Here is a 24835-nt window from a genome sequence, read left to right as displayed (position 1 = left end):
TTTGGTCTAGACTGTATTTTATTTTCAGGAAAGCTTGTGATGATGAAAAGGACGCTGAAAAGATACCGTTACCCATTGGAGTTAATTAGCATTGCGATCTGGAGTTATCATCGGTTTACTGATAGTTACCGCGATATATCGGAGCGTTTATTGTATCGGTAAGAGACATTGAAATTACCCTAGACATATTAGTGGGCGAATAGAGAACTGGCGGCGTATTGCATGTTACTATGTGTTACCAAACGAGGGGAGAATGTTGGGAGCAAATAAGGAATTGACAGAAGAACATTATCTAAATGTTTGTGATGGGACAATGTTTGTTAAAATTTTTAAGCCCAAGAACAAGCAATATGTTGAACCAATCATCCTCCTGCATGATTCATTAGGTTGTGTCGAGTTATGGAGGGACTTTCCCTATGTTTTATCGGAAAAAACAGGTCGAAATGTAATTGCTTATGATCGCCTTGGTTTTGGGAAATCATCTGTACGACATGAGCGTCCTTCTATTAATTTTATAAACGAGGAAGCGGAACTTTATTTCCCGGAACTAGTAAAACACCTATCTCTTAACCAGTGTTATCTATTTGGACATAGCGTGGGCGGAGCAATGGCTTTAGTATGTGCCGCGCTTTACCCTAACCGGGTCATTGGAGTAATAACTGAATCAGCACAGGCATTTGTTGAAGACAGAACCAAAGAGGGAATTTTAAAAGCCAAAAAAGATTTTGAACGCCATGAATTATTTAAAAAAATAGAACAATATCATGGTGAAAAAGCAAAATGGGTGCTTGATGCCTGGACTGAGGTGTGGCTTTCCAAAGAATTTGCACCGTGGAGTTTGTCAGATATATTACCGCATGTTTTTTGTAATCTTTTAGTCATTCATGGGGATTTGGATGAGTATGGCTCAAATCGGTTTCCAGATATGATTAGTGATCAAGCAGCCGGAAGAGCTGAAAAAATTATTATTCCTGGATGTGGTCATGTGCCTCATCGAGAAAATAAAAATTTAATTATCGAATTGATCAATACATTTTTAAACCATTATGATGATCTGATTCAGTAGTATCTGGAGTTTCTTCGAAACACGTGTTCAATTCTGTTTCCGACGAACTTCCTTCGCGCATCGTTCCTTGTAAATGCTCTAACAATGTAAACGTTTGGGGAGGTTCTTGAATCGCAAGCTCAATACTGTGTTGAGATTGCAGGGCTTCTGATGGCGACGACTTAATAAAGTCATTAAGCTGCGAATTATAAAGAGGGGGGATATATTAGATTTCGTTTGTTGCTGCCTTGCTAGTGATTCATCATCAATTTCAGCATTGCCAAGGCCATTCGTTATGGCTCCTCCAATCAAGCTGCCAATTAGGCTGGTGACTGTCAGGGTAGCTAATGCTGCTATAGCAATAAATGCTAACCCAAGACTGCTCATTGCTCCTAGTGCTGCTCCTAATGCCATCACTATACCAATGAACGAGAAAAAACCAGTGATAGCTCCTACGGTTATCCCAATTCCAATTGACATCCACGTATCTTTGGTATTCCTGGCAAACGTTCCTCCAGTAAAGCCGCCAATACCAATAGATGAAATCAGAGTTGTATAGGATAGTGTTTCCAAAAAGAATAAGGCGCCTGGTGCGGCAACGTTCAGATATAAAATTGATAACATCCCCACCAGGCTGCCAAAGCCTACAACAGGAAGGAGCCCTAGTGCCAATCCAGCCATAGCTCCTACTTTAAACCCAGAGCTTATTTGGGATGAGATACTCATGTTCTTTTATGACTCCTCAATTTGCTTAATGCTGAGTGAACCTGACATTTTTACACACTCTGTTTTGTTATTTATTGATTCATTATGATATTGATTGTGTCGTTCCCGCCTACGCGGGACGACACAATTGAGGTCAGTTTGTTCAATACCATACACTCCTGTTGATTATGCACAAATAGGCTTGGCTTCCTCAGGCTTAATGTAATTTTTGTGATCAAATGTTGTTTATATGATACTTACACTTTCCTTGTGGTCAATATTTGATCTTTCTGAGAAGTGGGGGGAAAATGTCAAATCCTGAAGGAGAATAGAAATTGCCATTCGGCCCCTGGCCTGACATCTGATCTTAACTTGAAATTTGCGCTCATTGAATGGTCTTGTTATAGGGCTGGGGCATCGACCTACATGTTTATGTCTTTCGTTAACTTTATGTCTTTCGTTAACTTTATGGCAGTGAGGGTTATCGAAGGAGAACACGATAACTGAGCTTGCCAAAGGAGCCTTGATAATTCCTCTGGCAGTTCATTACTATTGAGGAGCAATATTACTTAAATGTTCCGTAATAACTAACCATATTGGCAATAGCGATGGTGTTGGTATAATCACTACATGTACTGTCTTTAGTCATATTCCAATTAAACAGCCCGGCCAAATTAACATAAGGAGGGAAATCAGGAGAGCAATCAGTTTCCTGGACATCGATACCATTAGCGATTTGTTTTTTAGGATAACCAATAGCCACAAGCGCATTAAAAAAGTCTATTCCCCATTTCCCGTTTGCAAAATAAGTTTGTATATTGATTAAATCAAAACTTTTGACATTAATTAAATCAATTTGGGTGTCTTCGATGCCACCAGGTTCTTCATTATTACCTGCAGGAGTAATGGTTAAATAATAGGGTTTGCCATCTTGAAGCGATGCATAATTTAATGCATTTCTTAAATTGGCAATTACTCCATCAAAGTTCTCTTGCGGAATAGAACCGCTGGATTCACCAATACTTTCATCATCAATATCAATACCATCCAGATGATTACTGCGAATAAATTGAATCACGCTAGGTACGAAAATATTCGCATGATTCAAATAATCTTCATTAATCGGAGTCCAATCATTTTTACCCCATCCTAATGAGATCAAAATTTTTATATCCGGATTAGCTGCACGTGCTGTTTCTACTAATAAAGCCAAACGAGCAGGTTCATCAGGTTGTCCTTGCTCATAAGTAAAAATTGCTCCATTTTGCTGTGCGTATGTATGAGCAAATGCTACAAAAAGAGCACTTACACGATTAAATGGAGGATAGGGAGACTGATTTGGTGGTAACCATTGACCAGCCCCTGAATTGTAAATTGGATAAAAAGTGCCTGCATATGGAAGTGGGAATGCACTGCCAGGAAGTGCTTCGGTTGCTATTGTTTCAATGCGATTGCTTAATTCAGGTACTGAACATGTTGCTCCATTGAAGGCACAAACGCGGGGCGTTAGTGTTGAGTGAGTATTTTGGCCTGTTCCTTGTATCGATACAATAAAAGAACAGCTCGCTCCGGCAGCTAAGGTAGAGCAGGTATTTTTGATTAAAGATACTTTCAGCGCGTTTGTCACCCCATAATCCGCATTTATTGTAAGTCCACTTAAACTTCTTGAGGTATTGTTTTTAGCACTATAAGTCACATAAGTGGAACCTGCTGTGGAAATTGCAATGGGGCTTGAGCTGCTTGGAATAATTTCAATAATAGAAGCCGCATGAGTTATTGCCGTTAATGAGAGGCCGCAGCAGATTTGAAATAAAGTATGTTTTTTCATGAGTGTATTTTTCCTTGTTAACCTAACGATAGCGCTAAGGTAAATATAATTCCTTGTGTATAAAGGTTTTTGACTTTTATGCGATCTGATGATGCTTGTGCTGGTGACGGTCCTAAAGAACCTTTGTTCAAATTAAAATATTGATAGCCAGCAGAAGCATAATATTGGACATGCCGTAATGGATCATCCTTAAGCAGATATTGAATACCAGCTCCTAACTCATAAGAAAAAATTTGTTGTGTATGGTTGTTAAAAAACATGGCCGGAGCCGCGCTCAAAGTTGGGTCAGTTGGCTTTTCATTATATGCATAAAATTTATTCCAGCCGGAACCAATGCCAATCAATGCATAAGGCTTTAATGCGTAGGGAGAGAAAACCGCTTTAGCTTCCATCATCAATGAAACACTTTTTGCGTGAAAGCTATAATCCAATGTGTCGAAAAAACCTTCATTGATAAACGGATATTCAGTGCCCTTCACCTGACCCAAGTGGAAAAAATAGCCGGCCAAGCCCAGAGATAACTGATAAGATGGTAACGAAAAATGCTCTAAAGCATGGTGTGCGCCTATAGCCCAAAAACTTTGTCTGTTAGTGTGGGGAATGGTATTATAGGCATTGGTCATTTCCTCATTAATTTCAACTAAACGAGTATTTTTAAGGGTTGAAAAACCCGGACCTCCGGCAATAAAAAAATTGATTTGATTGGTATTTCCAAGGCTTGCGTAAATCAGCAAAATACATGAACACGTTGCGATTTTATTCAGTTTGACATCCATATTTTTATAATCCTTTAAGTATGAGTTTTTTAAAAAGCATATTAATCGAACAAAATCTGGCATTTGCAATTGAATGTCCCAATTCAGTTGCGTTCGATCTCGTATATTAATTGTAAGGCATATCATACCTGATTCATCCAACCATTTGAATTTTAAATGATTTTCATTTTTTGAGTAACTACATTTTGTTTTCTGCTCTTTTGGAGTTTTATCGCTATTTTTGGTTTAAATCTGAGCATGGTAAATGCACCGATACAGCTTATTCAAAGTGGTAATTGTCAATTCGACTCGAAATTGACTACAATAGATCCTTTTTCCTGGATAAATCCTATTTATGCTAAATGAAGCAATATCCAAAATGCCAGAGGCTTTTGAGCCAAAAATATTGCTCCGGGGATTCGAGTACTTTCAAAATGGGCAAGTACTTAATATTCGCTTGAGTGATGGTTTGTTAAAAGGGCGGGTGAAGGGCAGTACCAGTCAGATTTATGATATTCACATGGATTTGAAGACCTGGCCCGGCAAACCAGCGCGTTGCTCTTGCCCTTATCAAAGTAACTGCAAACATGCTGCTGCTTGTTTATTTGCCTTACGGGACCGCGAAAAAATTAATTTGCAGGAACAGTCATCTAATAAATTAGATAAAAAACTGGATGTTTGGCTGAAAAATTTACGGGCTCAGGAAGCAACACAGGTAAAGAAACAAGATATAACTCATCATTTAAATTACCTGGTTAGTATAAAGTTAACAGGACATGAACATAAAGTTTCTATCAAACTGGCATTAGCAAAAATCTTGAAGCGTGGTGGTTACGGTAAAAAAATCGTTTTTAATAGTTTGGCTGAATCAAAGAAACAGCATTTTATTGATAATGACGATGATATTGTTGCGCAGTTGTTGTTTAAGTGTGGGGTGTCTGGTTGGTTCGATAATTTAACCATACGCAATAGCGAACTGTTAGAAAAAATTATAGCAACAGGGCGTGCTTTTTTTACTGAAGATGAAGAGATACCTATTCAATTGGGTGAAACAGTCGAGGGAACATGTGAATGGGTGCTCGCTTCGAATGGAAATCAAAGCTTAAAATTAATGCATGATGATACTATTTTGGATCCGTTACTGCTGGATGAAAGTTGGTATTTTGATTTTTCTGAGTCAGTCATGGGGCGTTTGATTACTCCATATCCTGTAAGGCAATTACGCCATTTGCTTGAGGCACCACCTATATCCATAGATCAGGCAGAATTGTTGACCAAAAAGATGACTAAAACCTGTCCTGAATTTCCTACACCACAAATATTTGAGCGACGAGAGGTAAGGGAGATTATTCCAAAACCTGTTTTGGTTCTTGATACGGTCAATGATTTTGACGATGAGGCTCCTTTGTTCCTCGAGCGTGATGAAGAGATTAATACCGTCTTTATCGCAAAAGCAGGTTTTGATTATGATGGGCTCATTATTCCTCATTCTGATGAACATTCTAATGTAATGCGCCAAGAGGATGGGGTGTTGGTTGAGTACAAACGCGATATTGAGTTTGAACGCCTTAAAATAGAAGAGCTTCGCCAATCTATTAATGTACGGCCTAGCTTTAAGTGGGAAGATTATAATTGGAATTTAGAACATTCGGTTTTTGTCTTGCAAAATATATCTGCGTTGTCTCATCTGGAATATCTGTATGCCAGCGCTTTGCCGTATTTAAAAGAACAGGGATGGCAAGTCGAGTTTGCGAGCTCCTTATATCAGGAAGTGATTAGTGCTGAAGATGTGGAGTGGTTTTCAGATATTCAGGAAAGCACTACGGATTTCTTTTCTTATCAATTAGGTATCTTGGTTGAAGGCAAGCCAGTAAGCATCGTGCCCTTGGTTGCTGATTTAATTCAACGATACAGCGGTAATGATCTGGACAGTTTACCTGATGAGCAACAAATTAAACTTCCTTTAGAAGATGGAAGAATGCTGCAGTTACAGATGGGGCGTATCAAACCATTAATTCGATTATTATTTCAGTTTGGCATGCGCCAGATTGATGAAAATCAACAGCTTCAAATTAATAAGTACCAATTCATATTAATGCAGGAAGCGGAGCTGGCTATTGCTGCTACAAAGTCACGTTGGCAAGGAGCTGAAGCGTTAAGAAAAGAATTGGTTCAGTTAATTAAATTGACTGATTTGCCTGAAATTCCAATGCCATCAGGCTTACAGGCTAATTTAAGAGATTATCAACACTATGGGCTGAATTGGTTGCAATTTTTACGTTCCAGTAAATTTAACGGGGTATTGGCTGATGATATGGGCTTGGGTAAAACCATACAGACTCTGACACACCTCTTGTATGAAAAAGAACAGGGACGAATGAATCAGGCGACATTAATCGTTGCGCCTACAAGCCTGGTCGGGAACTGGTTGGCGGAGGCAAAACGATTTACTCCAGAGTTAAACGTTTTAGCTTATCATGGTAGTGACAGACATCAGGATGATTTTAATGATTATGACTTGGTGATTTCAACCTATGGATTAATTCATCGAGATAAAGAGAAATTTATTAATTATAATTTTTATTACCTGATTCTTGATGAAGCGCAATTTATAAAGAATGCACGCACCAAAACAACTCAGATTATTCAACAATTAAAAGCATCGCACCGCTTGTGTTTGACTGGCACGCCTCTTGAAAATCATTTAGGCGAGTTATGGTCTTTATTTCATTTTTTAATGCCGGGGCTTTTAGGTGATGCAAAACAATTCAGGTTATGGTTTCGCTCACCTATAGAAAAACACGCTGATCTGGATAGAAGGGAGCTCTTAGCTCGAAGGGTTAAACCATTCATGCTAAGAAGAACAAAAAACCAGGTTGCAAGTGAGTTGCCGCCAAAAACAGAAATAACGCGCACCATAGAAATAATAGGGGCGCAACGCGATCTGTACGAAGCTATTCGCATGAGTATGGAGAAAAAAGTACGGGATGCTATTGCAAAGCAGGGTTTAGGTAAAAGCCATATCCTTTTATTGGATGCGTTGCTTAAACTGCGTCAAGTGTGTTGCGATCCCAGATTGTTATCTTTGCCTGAGGCTGCGATGGCTCATGAGACATCAGGCAAACTGGAAGCGTTGATGGAGTTGTTGGACAACCTGGTAGAAGAGGGCAGACGTGTCTTGGTCTTTTCTCAATTTACGTCCATGCTGAAATTAATAGAAGAACAATTAATTGAAAAGAATTATGACTATCTGAAATTAACCGGACAAACACAAAACCGACAGGCTTTAGTTGATCAATTTCAGGAAGGTAAAACGCCAATCTTTTTAATCAGTTTGAAAGCTGGTGGAACAGGACTTAATTTGACCCGCGCAGATACCGTAATTCATTATGATCCCTGGTGGAATCCGGCTGTAGAAGATCAAGCAACAGATAGAACACATCGTATAGGTCAGGAAAACCCGGTTTTTGTGTATAAGTTAATAACCTCAGGAACCGTTGAAGAAGCAATCCTTGGGATGCAGGAAAGAAAACGTCAATTAGTTGATGGAATCTTGTCTTCGGATGCATCCAAGACCATGACTTTGACGGAAGCAGATCTGGATCAGTTCTTCCTGCCCCTCACTTGAACGGGCATATTTGGCACATCTTGAGCGCTCTCGCTTAGTAAAAAATGCTCACATACTTATGTATGCTTCGCTTTTGTTACTAAGCGAGAGCGCACAATCGGCACTCAAATCTGTCCGTTCAATCATTCTATGACGTTTTGAATGCTCTTTTTGAGTTTCATATTTCGCATATAGTACTGTTGTACCTAAGATGTAGTTGTATTAGAGGAATTCGTAATACAGGTATGCCGGGTTCTTTTTTCCTTTGCATTACAACTTCATCAAATATGAGAAATCTAATTTTTTCTTTGAATAATCAGTTGGTTATAGATGCGGTTATTACGCAAAGCCCTTAACCTTCAGTTAATAATCAGCGGATATACTTGCCTGCATAAAGTCCAGCAAAAAATGATAAAAAATCTAAAAATTATTCAGAAAAGACGTCACTGATTTGTTGATTACGGTTTCTGATAATTCGTATCTGTGAATTTTTTGATTGCTGTATTTTGGTATTTATTCATCAATTCTTCGAGGGATACTCATGCAACATAAATCAGAACCTTTAAACAGCAAAAAACCAAATGGAACTGTCAGAATAGCCGAGAAAGCTTTAAAAAAGCAGGCATATTTAAAGGCCATAGAGCATTTTACTAAAGCACTTAAAATTGAACCTGGTAATAGTTATCTTTTATGTCAACTTGGAATGGCTTATATGGGAATGAGACGATATGACAGTGCAAGTGAAGCTTTTGAGAAGGCTCTTAATTTTGATCCGATGCTAAAACAAATTGCCAATAAGGCGGATTTTTTCTTCCAAAAGGGAAAAGCTTCTTTAGAAATGAAACAATATGCTCGCGCGATTATGGCTTTCGAACAAGCTGAAATTCTGGATCCCAGGCTTGCACCGAAAACTGGTTTCGCAAAGAAAAATACTCTCATATTATCCCGGCAAATTTCTCCGGAAATACTAACTATCCTAAAAGCTTCTTTCGATGAGTATTTACGAACGGATCTTTGTTTGCATAGTTATCAAGTTGAACTCAATGAATTATGCCAAAAGCATCGAAATATAAAGACTTTTAATTATATGGAACAGATCAATTGGATCATTCTTTTGATGGAGTTTTCTTTTAAGTACTATGATAGAAAGCAAACACCGATGGTCTTTGTTAATCCTGAATATTTTGACTCTTCGGCAGCCGGAAATAAGAAGCGGTTCAATAAACTGGAAAGTCGGATAAATTATATCATTACAGATTTAACTCCCCCATATGCAAAAAGTGTAGATAAACAAGCACTGGCTATATTTGAACATGCTTTGGATGATATAGTTTTAGGAGATAGCATGTTAATCCTCCGTATGATTTTTGAAACCATACACCAACTTTCAAGAAAGCAGCGTGCTAATTTGCTTGAATATTTACCCTGGGGTACCAACTCTTGGTATTTTCTTGAATTTTGCAGTACGTTTTTCGACTCCAATGAGGATAGTCAGCCAATTTATTTTGAGAAATCGCTAAAAAATCCTAAGATGGAGATAAACGCGGCAAATACTCAATTGGATCGTTTTTATGATGCATTGAAAGATAGTTCATGTCTGGTTAAAGCGGTCATTCCTACTCTTTTAACAGAAGACATTCCTCAATTACACAGTTTTTTTGTTTCGGTAAGGAGCAATGCCTTAATCCCGGGTACTCCTATTGCCAGGTTGGGAGAAATGACTAATTTAAAAACGTTGCTGTGGTATTTTAAGCATACTTATCAATTGGTTCGGCTCACCGCTCTAGCGCCCAAAGAACCTAAACCAGCCATAGAGTTCGTTAATCTTGATGGCCGTAAAAATATTGAATTAACGCCATTACTGAATTTATACATGCTTGACTCTCATATGGATAGCCTAAAAAGCAAGCTTGCATTTATCAGACGAATTCAGTTAATAGGAGAGATATTTACACCAAGAAACTGGGGTTCACAATTAAAAGATCTTAAAGTAATAGACTCTGAAATGCTTTCTGACATCAGGAATGCATTATGTCATCCAGAAGATCTTGAATCTGTTGCATTCATTCATAACCTTGAAAGTGATACAGAGCGTTTAAGTGCTCTTTATGAGGATTTTATTAAATTGCGCGTTAATATTTATGATTTAATCGCTGAACGGCAGAATAGTTTTACTCCATGGCCTGATACCTCCGTTCCATTTAAAGGCTGGAATGAGCCTGTATGTGTTTATTGGGATTCAGTCAAAAAACATTATCAGCAAGAGCACGCTTTTAATCCAGATACGTACATACCTAACAAGTTATTAGTTACAGATAGCCAGTTATTGACATTACAGAACGGCCTGAATCCAGACTTACCTGAGTCCAAAAAGCTTCTTAGTATGATAAAAGGAGAGGCCATTTTTGAGGTGGTCGATAGAAATAAATTGAAAGAATATTTAAACCCAGGGCAAAAAGAAAAAGTAATATTCAAAATCATGCAAACAGCATTTAAACAATATAAATCGTTACGAAGCATTGCTGTAAAGGAAATTGCTGCGGAGAATAACCTGAAAAAAGAAAAAAATAAAAATGACATAATACAATTCACAAGTTCAAATTTTCCTAATATGCGTAAATTAGGTAGAGAAGCAAATCTCTCTCTTCATCGAGATATAGAAAAACAAATGGGTTTATCTGAGTTATTGAATTTATTAAAATCACGCATGACTCTTTTAAACTACTTGTTTGTTGATGCTAAAATTGATTTAAGTGGTAACCCTATTCAATGTATTAAGTCCATTCAAACGGTTATATGTGAAGACATAGAGATGCAGCTGGCATGTTCCTACCTGACTGCCCAAATTGTTTCAATACTCAGTAAACTGGAAAAGCTAAAGCTGTTAAATACTCTGGATCCTCATTTATTAACCTGCATGTCTCAATTTAAAAGTTTAAGGAATGCTCTTGAGCATAATGATCCTGTAATTGATAGCAAAGACGCCGGGTTTATTCATATGAAAAGTAAAGTAAACCTGGTAATGGGGCAAGTAAGTTATGAACTACTGGTTGCCTTCTTTAAATCAATTCAGGAGGCAAAGGCATCATTAATGATGGAGCAGGAGCCGTTTGATGATGATACAGACACGATAGCATTAAACGTTTCTGGTCTTATCTATCCTTCATCTCCTTGTTTGAACGTTGCTGATTTGAATAAATTTATGTTTTTCTCTCAGGGGAATTCATCAAATGAAGCAGCAGTTGTATCTGCAGAAGAAACCAATAGTGAGGATTGTAGTGAGACTAACTCTAAAGAAGGCACAGAGTTCTCACCACAGTAGGTTTCGTAATTACTTCTTTGGCTACGCATCGATAATCTGAGAGCTTTTGCCTCTAGCTAATTACCGCGGCTTATTCCGTGGTATCCAGCGATAAACGCTCAGGTTGGGATATCTCGATGTCGTGGTCAAGCCATGGTAATTCGGTACAGTAATTTTATTGCAACTAAGTGAGATCTTGTCTTTTGCATCCAGGCAGAGAGCCTGGATGCAATCAGTTCATTCAAAATAAAGGAACGCTAATCCCAATCAACAAAGGATTCTATATTGTTGTCAGCTTGTGGCGCTGAATTAACTTTCGGCTTGTTTTGGGCAACCAGTTTAGGTTTTACGCTAACGTTGTTTTTTGCGTTTGTAGTAGGGCAATGAGCAGAGTCTTTAAATGTTTTTAAAGCGTCTTCCAAGGTTACGAAAGTATAACCTTTCTCTTTGTATAGCTTAATAATATCGGGCAAAACATAGGCGTTAAGTAAATTGGCATGAATCAACAGAATCTGTGCCTGATCCGGGTTATGATGATACGCTGTGTGTGCTTCTGCTTTTAGTGTCTGCTGCCAGATAAAATCCAGGTAAAGAGGTTGCATTTCTCCAAGATAACTACGTCTGTTTAATTCAGGTACTGATAACAAGCGTTGATTAAACACAAAATCTTTACTGTCTACGGTAATAGGAGCTACCTGATAGTTCTTTTTGGCAAGATAACATAATATTTTATTTCTTTTCTCACCATTGCTCATTGCCAGGTAGGGATATCGGAAATATTTAGGTTCAGTCATCACTGGTGACAAAATCTTATCGGCTTTTCTAATTTCGTTGATGTAGTCTTTAGTGTCAAGTATGTTCAGATTCGCGTGAGAATAGGTATGGTTCCCTAATCCGAATCCCGCATCACGAAATTTTTGTAGTATGTCCCAGTTATCATTTCTAACCTCTTTGGCAATGATAAATCCGGTAGCCGGGACCTGTTGTTCTTTCAGTGTTTCCAACATCATATTCAAATGAAAGTTTCTGTATTCACCGACGAAGGGTAAATCATCAATCGTGATGGCTATTTCTTTTTTGTGTGCAAAAGAAAGTGTGGTGATGAGCATTAATAAAGTAAAGCTTAGGATGATCTTATTGGTAACTGATTTGATTTTCATTAGAAATTGACTGTAGTTAAAGTGAATCGATTAATTTAGTGATGTTATTGTAACAAAAATTATGCTCAATGGCTTATGCCAATTGATATTATAGATAAATAATCATAATAAGTACTATTAAGCAGCAGATAATTAAAGAATAATTTCTGCTGCTTTAAAGAATACTAATAGGATAACTCAGATGCTTTATTCAATTAACTGGGTTGAAAGTGGCCTTTTGAATTTGCTTCGGTCTCTATAGTTGCAGCAATCTGATCTTCCACGTCATTATCATCTTCTACCACTACTGGTTTCTTAGAAGTGCCCCACATGTTATAAATACTGGCAAAATAAGAGGGCTTTTGAGGTAATAATGCTTCTTGCTCTTTAATTTCTTTGTTCAATTCGCCTAAGCAGAAATCGATGGCTTTATCACGGCATGATCTAATCATGTTTTGTGCTAATTCCAGGATGGTCACTAAAGAAAAACCAGAGATCTCAGAAAACAAATGTTTGGTTCTTATTGCTTCAACAGATGCGCTTTTAGTTACAGTTTTTTCAATAGTCAGATGGTGAATGTACTGATTTGCAGCAAAAATCAATGCTTCAATATCCTGTACACTGGTCGTTTTGGCATTTAGAATTTTAGTTAATTCGGTGTGGACTATTGATCCATTACTCATCATAGTTGGGCTAAAATCGGTATGAGTTAATGGTTCGTATTTATATTCTATGGCAATTTGTCCGCGTACAATATGCATTGCTCCGGCAAGGATGGCCATTTTTTCTGTTTCTTGAATCGCATCAGCTTTAGATTCTGAAAGGCTTTGTGCCAGATTGTCCAGAAATTGGAGCTGGGCTGCTCTTTTTGTATCAAGTTCACTAATGGCTGCTGAGTTTTTGTCTGCTGTTTCGGCAATAATTAATTGATGAAGCGATTTTTTTAAAGCTGCGAAAGAGGTAAAGGGGGCTACTATTAAAGCTGATACTGATTGGGCTGGTTTATACCAACTGCCATCGGTTTGAGATTTTCCATCAAATGGCAAAGCAACGTGAATGGTTTTTTGGGTGGCTTCTTCGAGCTCGAAACCAATTTTTGCGAATTGCACTAACTTAAGAGCTGGTACTGTTTGCAAAATATGTTCTTTTTTAAAACCTTTGCGAGAATCATTGTCCGCATAGATAAGATTTAAAAAATTATTTATTGATTTAAAAAATGTATCAAATTGTGTGTCGCTGGGCTTGCCTTTGTCCAGACCCATAGCAATATTCAAACGATCAAGCACTTTACTGGTGCTTTCACCACTATGCATCCTCTTCACAATATCCTGATTGGTAATTAACATCGCACCATAAAGGATATTGACGTAAGGCTTTAATAATTCAGCACGTTTATCTGCACGGGATTCTATTTTTACGCGCTCAAGTTGCTTGTCGATGTTTAGAACTGCAATCTGCTTATCCAGTTCAGCAATTACAGTGGTTAAAAATTGCAGTTCATCTCGTCTTCTGCTAGGCAGATCTGCAATTTTTTCTTTATGGTCACGTTTCAGTACAAATTCAACGCAATCATTAAAATGTTTTTTAAGATATTCAAAATCCTTTAAAGCAAACGTCATGTTATTCTCCATAAATTCCAAAACGATATAATGTAAGAAACACTTACAGCACCCAGTGTAAACTAAACTTTTCTTTACGTCATGTATTTTCATTATACACTGCGTGCTTTAATAAATTATTACTTTATATCAATTAGTTAAGTCTGTTTTTTTGATTTAATGAGAGGCTGAAACAAAAATAGCATTGATCTAATTTGTATAAGGAGTAGCATAATGCGCTTTTAGAATCATATGGTTTTTATAGGTGCTCTATTGCTGAGTTTCGTAAACTCAGCACCAGCCTACATTCAGGTCTGTTTCGGGCTGAAGTGCACCATCTTCTGTAGGCTGGTGCTAAACGAAGTGCAGTCCAGCGGGTGCAGCTTTTTGCTGGCAATGAATTTTAAATAGAGTCAGGTTTTGAGGTATATTTTGAATATAAAAAATGATGATCAGCAACAGCAACAACAATTCTTTACCCATGCCTTATTTGTACTGCTTTTTCTGTTGCTGTGTCGAATAATCGTCAGTTATTTGATTCCTCTAAATGATCCTAGTGAGGCACGCTATGGTGAAATAGCGCGTAAAATGCTCGAAACCGGTAACTGGATTACACCGCAGCATGATTATGGGGTTCCTTTCTGGGCAAAACCTCCTTTGTCTGTCTGGTTATCTGCCATTTCTATGAAATTATTGGGGGTTAATGAATTCGCAGCTCGCTTGCCTGGTTTATTGTTATCAATGGGGGTACTCTGGCTTATATGGGATTTAGCGAAAAAACAAAGCGGTTCTATGGCCGCCACGATTGCCACCTTAGTGCTTGCTGGCTCTTTATATTTTTATCTTGATGCGGGTACAGTAATGACGGATCCGTCTCTCGTCTTTTGCACTACTCTGGCATTGGTTTCTTTTTGGCATGCTCTGGTTAATAACAGTAAAATCTGGTCTTATTGGTTCTTTATCGCTTTGGCATTGGGGTTATTAGCTAAAGGCCCTGTTGCAGTAGTATTGGTGGCTCTCCCGATATTCTTCTGGGTTTTGTTGCGTAATGAATGGATTAATCTTTGGAAAAGACTTCCTTGGATAAAAGGTACTTTGATTCTTTTGGCCATAGCACTTCCTTGGTATGTACTTGCTGAACTAAGAACTCCTGGGTTCCTGAATTATTTTATCATTGGTGAGCATTTAAATCGGTTTTTAATACCAGGTTGGACCGGAGACAAATATGGGATGGTGCATCATGAACCTCTAGGAATGATCTGGGTTTATGCTTTAATTGGTATTCTTCCCTGGAGTATTTTGGGAGGAGTATGGCTTTTAAAAAATGCTGCATCGTTACCCTCTTTTTTTCGTGATGATGATGGATGGATGAGTTATATTTTCATTTGTATGGCAGGCCCACTGTGTTTTTTTACCTTCTCCAGCAATATAATCTATCCTTATGTGTTTCCTTCTTTACCTGCTTTTGCATTGTTTTTTACTGAAGTCTGGATGCGCTCGAATCAATCCCTTGTGAAAGGTAAACTGCTCCTTCGTTCCGCTGCATTATGTGGTGTGGGCTTTCTTGCCGCCACTTTGGTGTTTGAGTTAAAACCTGAGCTTGTGGCCAAAACACAAAAGCCAATGATTACTGCGTGGTTGAATCAGCACCCGACACCTGGAAGCCATCTTGTTTATTGGGATCTTGATGTCTGGTTTTCGGCACAATTTTATTCGTCTGGAAAAGTTAAAGCGACGCGGGATTTGCATCAGTTATGCGCTTTACTTTCTAATCATCTGGATAATTATTTTGTGATAGATTCACGTAATGTTGGCGATATTCCCTCTGAATTATTTTCAAAATTTACCCAGATTAAAATCATTCGTCATAAAAAAGTTAATTTATTGTTGATGCACAGCCCAGTACTGAATTGTTAGAGGATTAACTGTAAGCATCAGTGGTTGTGGCTTGGCTTGAATAGAATTTAATTCAAGCTAGCGGTAGTTTCTCGATGCAACTCATAGTAAAGTAGCGCCCCAATCCAGATTAATAAAAAATTACATGGCGAAATTATATTTCTATTATGCTGCAATGAATGCTGGTAAAAGCACTGTTTTGTTACAATCCAGTCATAATTACAGAGAACGAGGCATGCAGACTCTGTTATTTACCCCATTAATCGATACGCGTTATCAATTTGGTACTATCAGCTCGCGTATAGGTCTCACAGAACAAGCGTTCGCATTCAGCGACCGCGATGATTTACATGTAATAACTCAAGAGTTCCAGCAACAAGGGACTAAGTATGCCTGCGTTCTTATTGATGAAGCACAATTTTTGACTCGTGAACAGGTGCATCAGTTAACCGAAATTACCGACAATCTGTCTATACCGGTACTTGCTTATGGTTTACGAACTGATTTCAGAGGTGAATTATTTCCTGGTAGCCAGCACTTGCTAGCCTGGGCTGATGAGCTGATTGAATTAAAAACGATTTGTCATTGCGGGCGCAAAGCCATCATGAATATGAGAATCGATGATGAAGGCAAAGCTGTAGTAGAAGGGGAACAGGTTTTAATTGGTGGAAATGAATCTTATGTTTCCACGTGTCGCTTGCATTTTAAACGCGGTGAGGCGGGATTTTTAGAAAATAATAATAAATTGTTCAATAAAGATACCAATTCCGTTTAAATTTTGTTATAATCCGCCGCAACTTTTCGGCCTGGATAAGGAGTTATAGTGTCGCATTCTGTCGCAGTAGATTCGCGAGCATTTGTACCTCGTGGTGACCTAATGGCTTGGATCGTCTGCTTATCAGCCGGTCTATTCTTTCTCTATGAGTTTTTTCAGTTAAATATTTTCGACGTAATAAATCAGCCTTTACGTGAAGAATTTCAAATAGATGCAACTCAATTAAGCTGGATGTCCAGTGCGTATCTGTGGGCAGATATTCTGTTTTTGTTGCCAGCAGGAATTATTTTGGATCGATTTTCCACACGTAAGGTTATTTTGACGTCCATGTTGGTTTGTGTTGTTGGAACCGTGGGTTTCGCTCTGACCAACTCGTTTCTTCTTGCTTCATTTTTCCATTTTCTCTCAGGCATTGGTAACGCATTTTGTTTTTTATCCTGTGTGGTTCTTGTCTCTAATTGGTTTCCGCCACGAAGACAGGCTTTGGTCATTGGTTCTTTGGTTACTATGGCCTTTATCGGCGGTATGATGGCTCATACTCCTTTTGCTTACCTTTACGATCTATTTGGTTGGCGCCGTGCTTTACTAATCGATGGTGCTGTTGGTGCTTTACTCCTGATTTGGATTTATCTTGTTGTACAAGACAGACCGGCAGATTCTCCTGCTCGTGTTCGAACAAATCAAGGCCAGATTCTTTCAAGTTTTATCAGCGCATTATCTAATTCTCAAAATTGGTTAGCCGGCATTTTTACTTCATTTTTAAATTTACCTATTATGGTGTTATGCGCGTTATGGGGAGCCAGTTATTTGCAAGTGGTTCATCATTTGCCCGACATCGCAGCCAGTAATGTTGTAAGCTTAATTTTTATGGGGAGCATTGTTGGTTGTCCATTGGTTGGCTGGCTTTCTGACTCGCAAGGACGTAGAAAGCCGCTGATGGTTATCGGGGCTATAGCAACTTTAATTACTGTTATCCCCCTGTTCATGCATGTGACACTGTCTCAAACTATGCTGAGTATTATCTTTTTTGCACTTGGATTTTTTACCAGTACTCAGGTTATATCTTATCCATTAATTGCTGAAAGCAACCATGCCGAAAATACTGGTGCTGCTACTGGTATCGCATCTGTTATTATTATGGGCGGCGGGGGCGTAGGGCAGGTCATGTTTGGCTATCTGATGTCTCATCATGCTGGAACTTCTGTTACACAGTATACCGTTGCAGATTTTCAATTTGCCATGTGGATGTTCCCCATAGCTGTTGTTGCAGCTTTAGTTGCTGTGTTAATGACCCGTGAAACATACTGCAAACGATAATTTAGAGGAGAAAAAATGCAGACAGTTGGTGATTTTAGAGGATGTGCTGATATCAAATCAGCTTTATTGCCCTGGGTAGTGTGTTTTGCCGCGACGCTGTTTTTTTTCTATGAATTCATACAGGGAAATATGTTTGCATCCATTGCTGCAAACATCATGCAGGACTATCAAATACAGGCTGATAAAATGGCCTATTTATCCAGTATTTATTATCTGTCTAATGTTCTTTTTCTCTTTATAGCTGGTATGGTTCTGGACAGATTTTCTATCAAAAATACCATCCTGATTGCCATGTCACTTTGTGTCGTCAGCACATTTATTTTGGCTTATTCCCATTCTTTTTATCTTGCTTTATTCTGCCGTTTTATTACCGGTATCGGAAGTGCATTTTGCTTTTTAGGCCCGGTTCGATTGGCATCACATTGGTTTCCCCCAAAACGTATGGCCTTAGTGACTGGAGCTATTGTTACTATGGCAATGACTGGCGGCATGCTGGCTCAATATCCTTTAACCAAGCTGGTTGCCTACGTCGGATGGCGGCAGGCGGTACAGAATGTAGGTATTCTTGGATTTGCTATGCTGATTGTTATGTTTTTCTGGATAAAAGAACGACCAGAAGTCGCTATAAAAAAAGAAGGTCAACCCATTAAAATCAGAACAGCTGCCAGAAAGGCTTATTTAAATCCCCAGTATTTACGCGCGGCTCTTTATACCAGCCTGATGAATATGGCAATTGCCGTATTTGGTGCTATGATGGGTACTTTATATTTGGAGCAACGACTTGGGGTGAGTTCTGAGCAGGCTTCCATGGTGAATGGCATGTTATTTTTTGGTGCTATAGTTGGAGCGCCATTGGTTGGTTGGCTTTCAGATAAAATGGGCGTGCGGATTTTACCGATGAAGGCTGGTGTACTGGCATCTATGGTAACTTTATTAGCTGTTCTGTATCTTCCTGTGTCGTTGAGCACTATGGCCATTTTGTTTTTCTTGCTTGGATTTTTTACTTCAGCTCAGGTAATCAGTTATGCACTTGTTGCAGAGAGCAGTTCACCCATGATGACTGCAACCGCGGTGAGTGTTATTTCTATATTGACTCAAGGCGGCTACCTTGTGTATCAAAATCTGTTTAGCTCTTTATTGACTAATTATGGTGGTATGCACCTTATTAATGGAGTGCCGGTTTATCTTTTAGAGGCGTACCAACATGCTGCAATCATCTTGCCGATAGGATTATTTATTGCATTTCTATTGCTGTTTGGGTTAAAAGAAACACATTGTCGTCAAGTTGAGAATTAATCGTGGGACGTGTTTGTATTTTATTAATGGATTCTTTTGGAATTGGTGCTAGCCTTGATGCTGCTCGTTACGGTGATGAAGGTGCTAATACGTTTGTGCACATTCATGAAGCTTGTGAACGAGGCGAGGGCGATATTAAAGGTGTACGGCAAGGACCTTTAAAATTACCTCATCTTGCAAGGCTAGGTCTTTACCATGCAGCGGTTGCTAGTTCCGGATTAAAATTTGTTGATCTGGCAACGTTACAAGAGCCTGAAGCTTGTTATGGTTATGCGGTGGAACAAAGTTTAGGTAAGGATACTCCCAGTGGCCATTGGGAGCTTGCTGGTGTGCCCGTTACGTTTGAATGGGGGTACTTTTCTGACAAACCTAACTGTTTCCCGAAAAAACTTATCGATGATTTTATCCAGCAGGCAGGAATTCCCGGGGTTCTGGGTGAGAAACATGCATCAGGTACTACCATTCTTGATGAGCTTGGTGAAGAGCATATGCGGACGGGCAAACCTATAGTATATACCTCTGCTGACAGTGTTTTTCAGATTGCAGCACATGAAGAAACATTTGGGCTGCAACGCTTGTATGAACTTTGTGATATTGCTCGAAAATTGGTGGATGAATATCAAATCGGGCGCGTAATTGCCCGCCCATTTATTGGCAATAAAGGCACGTTTAAAAGAACAGCTAATCGCAAGGATTATGCTACTCTTCCGCCAGAAAAGACATTGCTTGACTATTTAAAAGAAGCTGGACGCGAAGTGATTTCTATCGGGAAAATTGCTGATATTTACGCTCATCAGGGAGTAACTCAGGAAATTAAAGCAGATGGTAATATGGCTTTATTTGACGCCACTCTTGTTGCTATGGAGACGGCTCCTGAAGGAAGCCTTGTGTTTACGAATTTTGTTGATTTTGACTCATCTTATGGTCATCGGCGTGATGTTGCAGGATACGCAAATGCTCTTGAAGAGTTTGATGCGCGTCTTCCTGAATTGGCCGCGCTATTGAGACCTGAGGATATTGTGCTGATTGCTGCTGATCATGGGTGTGATCCTACTTTGCCCGGTTCTGATCATACAAGAGAGCATATCCCTGTTATTGCTTATGGGCCTGGCTTACAGGGCAGATTTATTGGGCGCCGAGACAGTTTTGCTGATATAGGCCAAAGTCTGGCAGAATATCTTGCAATAAATCCATTGCCCCATGGCGTTTCTTTTTTGTAACTCCTTAAAAGCCTTGGAAATTGTTCTTACTTCGCATTATCACTACTTGACTCTGAGAGATGGCGCGAAATTTCTGGATACCGTGGTCACGCGCGGTAATTCGGTACACTTATAGTGATGTTACTTTTTTTAATCACTCTCCCATTGAATTTTTAGTTATCATCCCCATTTGCAGGTTTTATGCATGAATTGAGGATTTTATCTTGGAACAATTTCGTGGGACAACAATACTTTCAGTCAGACGTGGTAATCAGGTAGTTATTGGTGGAGATGGCCAGGTTACCTTGGGTAATACGGTGATGAAAGGCAATGCCCGTAAGGTGCGCAGATTATACAAAGATAAAGTGATTGCCGGATTTGCCGGGGGCACCGCAGACGCGTTTACTCTTTTTGAACGTTTTGAAAGCAAACTGGAAATGCATCAAGGGCATTTAGTTCGGGCAGCTGTAGAGCTTGCCAAAGATTGGCGAACCGACAGAATGCTAAGACGTCTTGAAGCAGTTCTTGCTGTTGCAGACAGTAAATCCTCTTTAATCATCACAGGTAATGGCGATGTAATCGAGCCGGAAGAAAGTCTGATTGCTATCGGTTCAGGCGGGCCTTTTGCTCAGGCTGCTGCTAAAGCGCTTATGGATAATACGAAACTATCGGCGGCAGAGATAGTTCGTAAGGCTTTAACGATTGCAGGCGATATCTGTATTTATACCAATAATCATTTAACCATAGAAGAATTGAACGATGACAGCAAATAATAGTGTAGTAATGACTCCAAGAGAGATTGTTCAGGAACTAGATAAACATATTATTGGCCAGGATGATGCGAAAAGAGCAGTGGCCATAGCATTACGTAACCGTTGGCGGCGAATGAAGATTCAAGATCCCGTTTTACGCAGCGAAATAATGCCTAAGAATATATTAATGATAGGTCCAACAGGGGTGGGTAAAACTGAAATTGCCCGTCGTCTGGCCAAATTAGCCCAGGCTCCCTTTATTAAAGTAGAAGCAACCAAATTTACCGAAGTAGGTTATGTAGGGCGTGATGTTGATTCGATTCTACGTGATTTGACTGATATCGCGATTAAGCAAGAACGCGAATCAGCAATGAAAAAAGTGGAACATCTGGCGGAAGATGCGGCTGAAGAACGTGTTTTAGATGTATTATTGCCTCCAGCTAGAGGTACCTTGACTCCAGGGGAGCGGGATGGTGCTGCACGGCAAGTATTCCGTAAGCAGCTGCGGGAAGGAATATTAAATGATAATGAAATAGAAATTGATATTGCCAGTTCACCTGTTGGGATAGAGATAATGGCTCCTCCAGGCATGGAAGAGATGACCAGTCAATTACAGTCTATGTTTCAACAAGTAGGCAGCCAAAAGACCAAAACACGTAAAATGACTATCGCTAAAGCGATGAAGATATTACGTGAGGAAGAAGCGGCAAAACTCATCAATGAAGAAGACATTAAAGCCCGGGCAATAGAAAGTGTCGAGCAAAATGGAATAGTCTTTATTGATGAATTGGATAAAGTAGCGAAACGCTCTGAAAGCGGTGGCGGTGATGTTTCTCGTGAAGGGGTGCAAAGAGATCTATTGCCACTGGTTGAAGGAACTACCGTTTCAACGAAATATGGCATGGTCAAGTCCGATCATATCTTGTTTATTGCTTCTGGTGCTTTTCACGTAGCCAAGCCTTCTGATCTTATCGCCGAATTGCAAGGTCGTTTGCCTATTCGTGTGGAGTTATCTGCACTTACAGTTGAAGACTTTGTCCGCATTCTGACTGAGCCCAGTGCTTCACTGACATTACAGTATTCCGCTTTGATGGATACTGAAGGTCTGACATTAAGTTTTGATGAAACAGGCATCAGACGTATTGCTGAAGTGGCCTGGCAGGTTAATGAGCGGATGGAAAATATCGGTGCGCGCCGATTGTATACCGTGATGGAACGCTTATTAGAAGTTGTGTCATTTGAAGCTACTGATAAATCAGGTGAATCAGTTCATGTTGATAAAGCTTACGTAGATAAAAATCTTGGTCAGTTAGTGGCAGATGAAGATTTAGCACGTTATATCCTTTAATTATCAGTAACAACTTAATACATCCTGGGTGAAAGCAAAGCTTAGCCCAGGAAATTCATTGTCATTCCTGTTCATTCTCTATTTCCACTGATTTTTGTGTTGTTCGATGCATGAATAAACAGTTAGTCATTGGAGCAACAAGAATACACGTTCTGAGATATCATCAGAGACTACTGCTCACTTCCATGATTGCACTACCTCCTGATCTGTATTGAGCAGTGGCAATTCTTCATGTAATCCGTCTTGAATTAATGGGCTTAATAGTGAGATATTGTCTATTGGGTCATTTTTGGGGGCTTTGTTGTGTCAAAGTTAACTCATACTGATTTACTTGAATTCGGACAACAGCTGGGTTATTCATTAGATTCTTCGGGTCTATGTCAAGGGTTTTCCGGTATGCTAATGCAAGCCATTCTTGCTGAAGAGGAAGAGTTTTGGAGGCGACTGAAGCTTATTGAGTGCTACAAAGATAATTTTTCCTTGTTGCTCAGCAAGATTGAAGAAGTGAAACTCCGGGTAAAGAAAGAGGAACCATTAAGCGAGCAAGATATAGAACTTTTCGAGCTTTTCTCGTTCTATGAGGGAATTGAATTATATTTAGCTCCATACAACCATGTTGATGTATTTAACAATCGATATTTTTTACAAATGAATCTTGATGAGATTTATGCCCTAACTCATCCGATGAAACTGGGAGATGATCATCTTACGATACTGTTCGATAGGGCTTATGTGTTTCGCCAAACAGGCTTGACTGATTATCTCAAAGATTTAGAAACCGGGGTGGGTAATTATCCTAATGTTCCTATTCTAATCAACAGCTCAAATCACTGCGTTTTATTAAAATACAACAAACATAATTCAGAAAAACCCTGGATGTATGTTGATACGAACGACTTTGAAAGATACCCAAACCTCTCCAACTATTATCGTGAGTTAAATAGTAAAGAACTGACTCGCAGTTTGTTTTATTCATTAAGTAATAATTCAGAGCACATAGTTTTTAATATCATATTAGTCACTAACAAAAATCATCTCCTATTTGAGAATAGTGCGCTGGAACAATTAAGCAACCAGCCCCAAATCAGTTCTGATCAGGCTGTAATGTATGATCTATATGGTGTTGGACTGCTCTATCTTTCCTGTCAATATGGATATGTTAAAACCATTAAACAGTTATTGACATACGAAAATATAAAGATAAATGCAGCTACTAATGATGGAGCTACTCCGCTTTATATTGCTTGCCAGAATGGTCATGTTGAAGCCGTAAAACTTTTATTGGCTTGCAAGGATATAAAGGTAAATGCAGCAGATGAATGTGGTTCCACTCCGCTTTATATCGCCTGCCAACAAGGACATATTGAAGTCATTAAATTATTATTAAGGCACAAGGATATAAAAGTAAATAAAGCAATGAATAACGGAGTAACTCCGTTGTCTATTGTATGTCAAAATGGATACTTATCCATGCTCGTTTTGCTTTTACAATCAGAGCATATTGATGTTAATTGCATAGTCTCCGGACAAAACACATCTTTATTGGCGGCGTGTTTCTCTTCATCTAATGTAAATAACAATGAGTTGTTTCATCTGTTATTAGAGCACAAGGCTAATGTGTTCCATAAAAATCTTATGGGCAAAACAGCTCTTGATCTTGCTTTTCAGCAACAAAACAGTGCTGCGATTGAAGAGATTTTTAAGTATGCGAAAAGGAACAATTTATCTTTAAGCGCTCTCATGTCTCCTGATACACGGAATAAAGCCCGAGATTGGGCGTCTGCTGATATTTCTAATTCTATGGCTGATGTACAACAATTTGTGCAACAGAATTTGCCTGCTGATTTATCAGTCGGTGGCGTGAGTATGAGGAGTTTAGGTCTTCTGGCTGCAGTAGGATTTGCTGCGTTTGCCTTGGATTATTCCGTGCGTTACGCGACGACGTTAAGTAATACCAAAAGAGCTATGGGTGTTGCAGCAACCCTTTCAGGAGTAGGGCTATTTGCTGTTGGCGTAAGCAACAACAGGAATACCGGCTCTGAGCTGTCATCAGGGACGGAATCCCGCGGCTATAATAACATTACTCCAGCCCCATACTCACTGCCATTAAGTTAAGAATAGTACGTCATCCTGAGCATATGCGAACCTCCTGAATCCAGAGAGAGCCTTCGTAGCCAACTCCTCAGTATGACGGATTAATCCTTAACTTAATGGCAGTGAGCACTGCTCAGAGACATTTTTTAATACATTGAAAAAAAAATAGATCCAATGGTA

The 24835-nt window shown here is 39.1% G+C and carries 16 protein-coding genes; 11 read left to right on the top strand and 5 right to left on the bottom strand.

Annotated features, from left to right (window positions below; translation table 11 throughout):
- Positions 1-253 precede the first annotated feature (253 nt).
- Complete coding sequence (locus Q0495_RS16480) at positions 254-1066, top strand: alpha/beta hydrolase (RefSeq protein ID WP_298628350.1); 813 nt, start codon at positions 254-256, stop codon at positions 1064-1066.
- Between the two features lie 78 nt (positions 1067-1144).
- Here Q0495_RS16480 and Q0495_RS16475 read toward each other — a convergent pair whose 3' ends face one another.
- From Q0495_RS16475 to Q0495_RS16465, 3 genes are all read right to left on the bottom strand, one after another.
- Entirely contained in the window at positions 1145-1771 is a 627-nt protein-coding gene (locus tag Q0495_RS16475) for a hypothetical protein (protein WP_298628347.1), read from the bottom strand.
- A 544-nt stretch (positions 1772-2315) separates the two neighbouring features.
- A complete protein-coding gene (locus Q0495_RS16470) occupies positions 2316-3578 on the bottom strand; it encodes a glycoside hydrolase family 18 protein (RefSeq protein ID WP_298628344.1) in 1263 nt (420 codons plus the stop codon).
- Between the two features lie 17 nt (positions 3579-3595).
- Entirely contained in the window at positions 3596-4354 is a 759-nt protein-coding gene (locus tag Q0495_RS16465; protein ID WP_298628342.1) for a hypothetical protein, read from the bottom strand.
- A 334-nt stretch (positions 4355-4688) separates the two neighbouring features.
- Here Q0495_RS16465 and Q0495_RS16460 point away from each other — a divergent pair, with 334 nt between their 5' ends.
- Positions 4689-7961, top strand: a complete 3273-nt coding sequence (locus Q0495_RS16460) for a DEAD/DEAH box helicase (protein WP_298628340.1) — start codon at positions 4689-4691, stop codon at positions 7959-7961.
- A 520-nt stretch (positions 7962-8481) separates the two neighbouring features.
- On the top strand, positions 8482-11262 hold the full coding sequence (locus Q0495_RS16455; protein ID WP_298628337.1) for a tetratricopeptide repeat protein: 2781 nt from the start codon (positions 8482-8484) through the stop codon (positions 11260-11262).
- A gap of 236 nt (positions 11263-11498) precedes the next feature.
- Here Q0495_RS16455 and Q0495_RS16450 read toward each other — a convergent pair whose 3' ends face one another.
- Both Q0495_RS16450 and Q0495_RS16445 read right to left on the bottom strand, forming a co-directional pair.
- Positions 11499-12401 carry a polysaccharide deacetylase family protein gene (locus Q0495_RS16450; RefSeq protein ID WP_298628333.1) on the bottom strand — a complete coding sequence of 301 codons (903 nt, stop codon included), beginning with the start codon at positions 12399-12401 and terminating at the stop codon, positions 11499-11501.
- A 194-nt stretch (positions 12402-12595) separates the two neighbouring features.
- Positions 12596-13999: a hypothetical protein gene (locus tag Q0495_RS16445; protein WP_298628330.1), complete on the bottom strand. Its 1404-nt coding sequence runs from the start codon at positions 13997-13999 to the stop codon at positions 12596-12598.
- A 411-nt stretch (positions 14000-14410) separates the two neighbouring features.
- Between Q0495_RS16445 and Q0495_RS16440 the strand changes: the two genes are divergently transcribed.
- From Q0495_RS16440 to Q0495_RS16405, 8 genes are all read left to right on the top strand, one after another.
- Positions 14411-15895 carry a glycosyltransferase family 39 protein gene (locus Q0495_RS16440; protein ID WP_298628327.1) on the top strand — a complete coding sequence of 495 codons (1485 nt, stop codon included), beginning with the start codon at positions 14411-14413 and terminating at the stop codon, positions 15893-15895.
- Positions 15896-16019: 124 nt separating this feature from the next.
- The gene (locus Q0495_RS16435; RefSeq protein WP_298628324.1) at positions 16020-16649 is read left to right on the top strand and encodes a thymidine kinase; all 630 of its coding nucleotides are present in this window, start codon (positions 16020-16022) and stop codon (positions 16647-16649) included.
- Between the two features lie 48 nt (positions 16650-16697).
- Positions 16698-17966 carry an MFS transporter gene (locus Q0495_RS16430; protein WP_298628322.1) on the top strand — a complete coding sequence of 423 codons (1269 nt, stop codon included), beginning with the start codon at positions 16698-16700 and terminating at the stop codon, positions 17964-17966.
- A gap of 15 nt (positions 17967-17981) precedes the next feature.
- The gene (locus tag Q0495_RS16425) at positions 17982-19262 is read left to right on the top strand and encodes a nitrate/nitrite transporter (protein ID WP_298628319.1); all 1281 of its coding nucleotides are present in this window, start codon (positions 17982-17984) and stop codon (positions 19260-19262) included.
- Positions 19262-20482: a phosphopentomutase gene (locus tag Q0495_RS16420; protein WP_298628353.1), complete on the top strand. Its 1221-nt coding sequence runs from the start codon at positions 19262-19264 to the stop codon at positions 20480-20482. The genes Q0495_RS16425 and Q0495_RS16420 overlap by 1 nt, the downstream gene beginning before the upstream one ends.
- Positions 20483-20685: 203 nt before the next feature.
- Positions 20686-21234, top strand: coding sequence for an ATP-dependent protease subunit HslV (gene hslV / locus Q0495_RS16415; RefSeq protein ID WP_298628316.1), 549 nt, complete (start codon positions 20686-20688; stop codon positions 21232-21234).
- Complete coding sequence (gene hslU, locus Q0495_RS16410; protein ID WP_298628312.1) at positions 21221-22561, top strand: ATP-dependent protease ATPase subunit HslU; 1341 nt, start codon at positions 21221-21223, stop codon at positions 22559-22561. Before hslV ends, hslU begins: the two co-directional genes overlap by 14 nt.
- A 303-nt stretch (positions 22562-22864) precedes the next feature.
- Entirely contained in the window at positions 22865-24676 is a 1812-nt protein-coding gene (locus tag Q0495_RS16405; protein WP_298628309.1) for an ankyrin repeat domain-containing protein, read from the top strand.
- The last annotated feature ends 159 nt before the right edge of the window (positions 24677-24835 follow it).

The sequence above is a fragment of the uncultured Legionella sp. genome (assembly GCF_937871865.1).
GTDB lineage: Bacteria > Pseudomonadota > Gammaproteobacteria > Legionellales > Legionellaceae > Legionella.
This window is presented reverse-complemented; position numbering and strand designations above follow the sequence as displayed.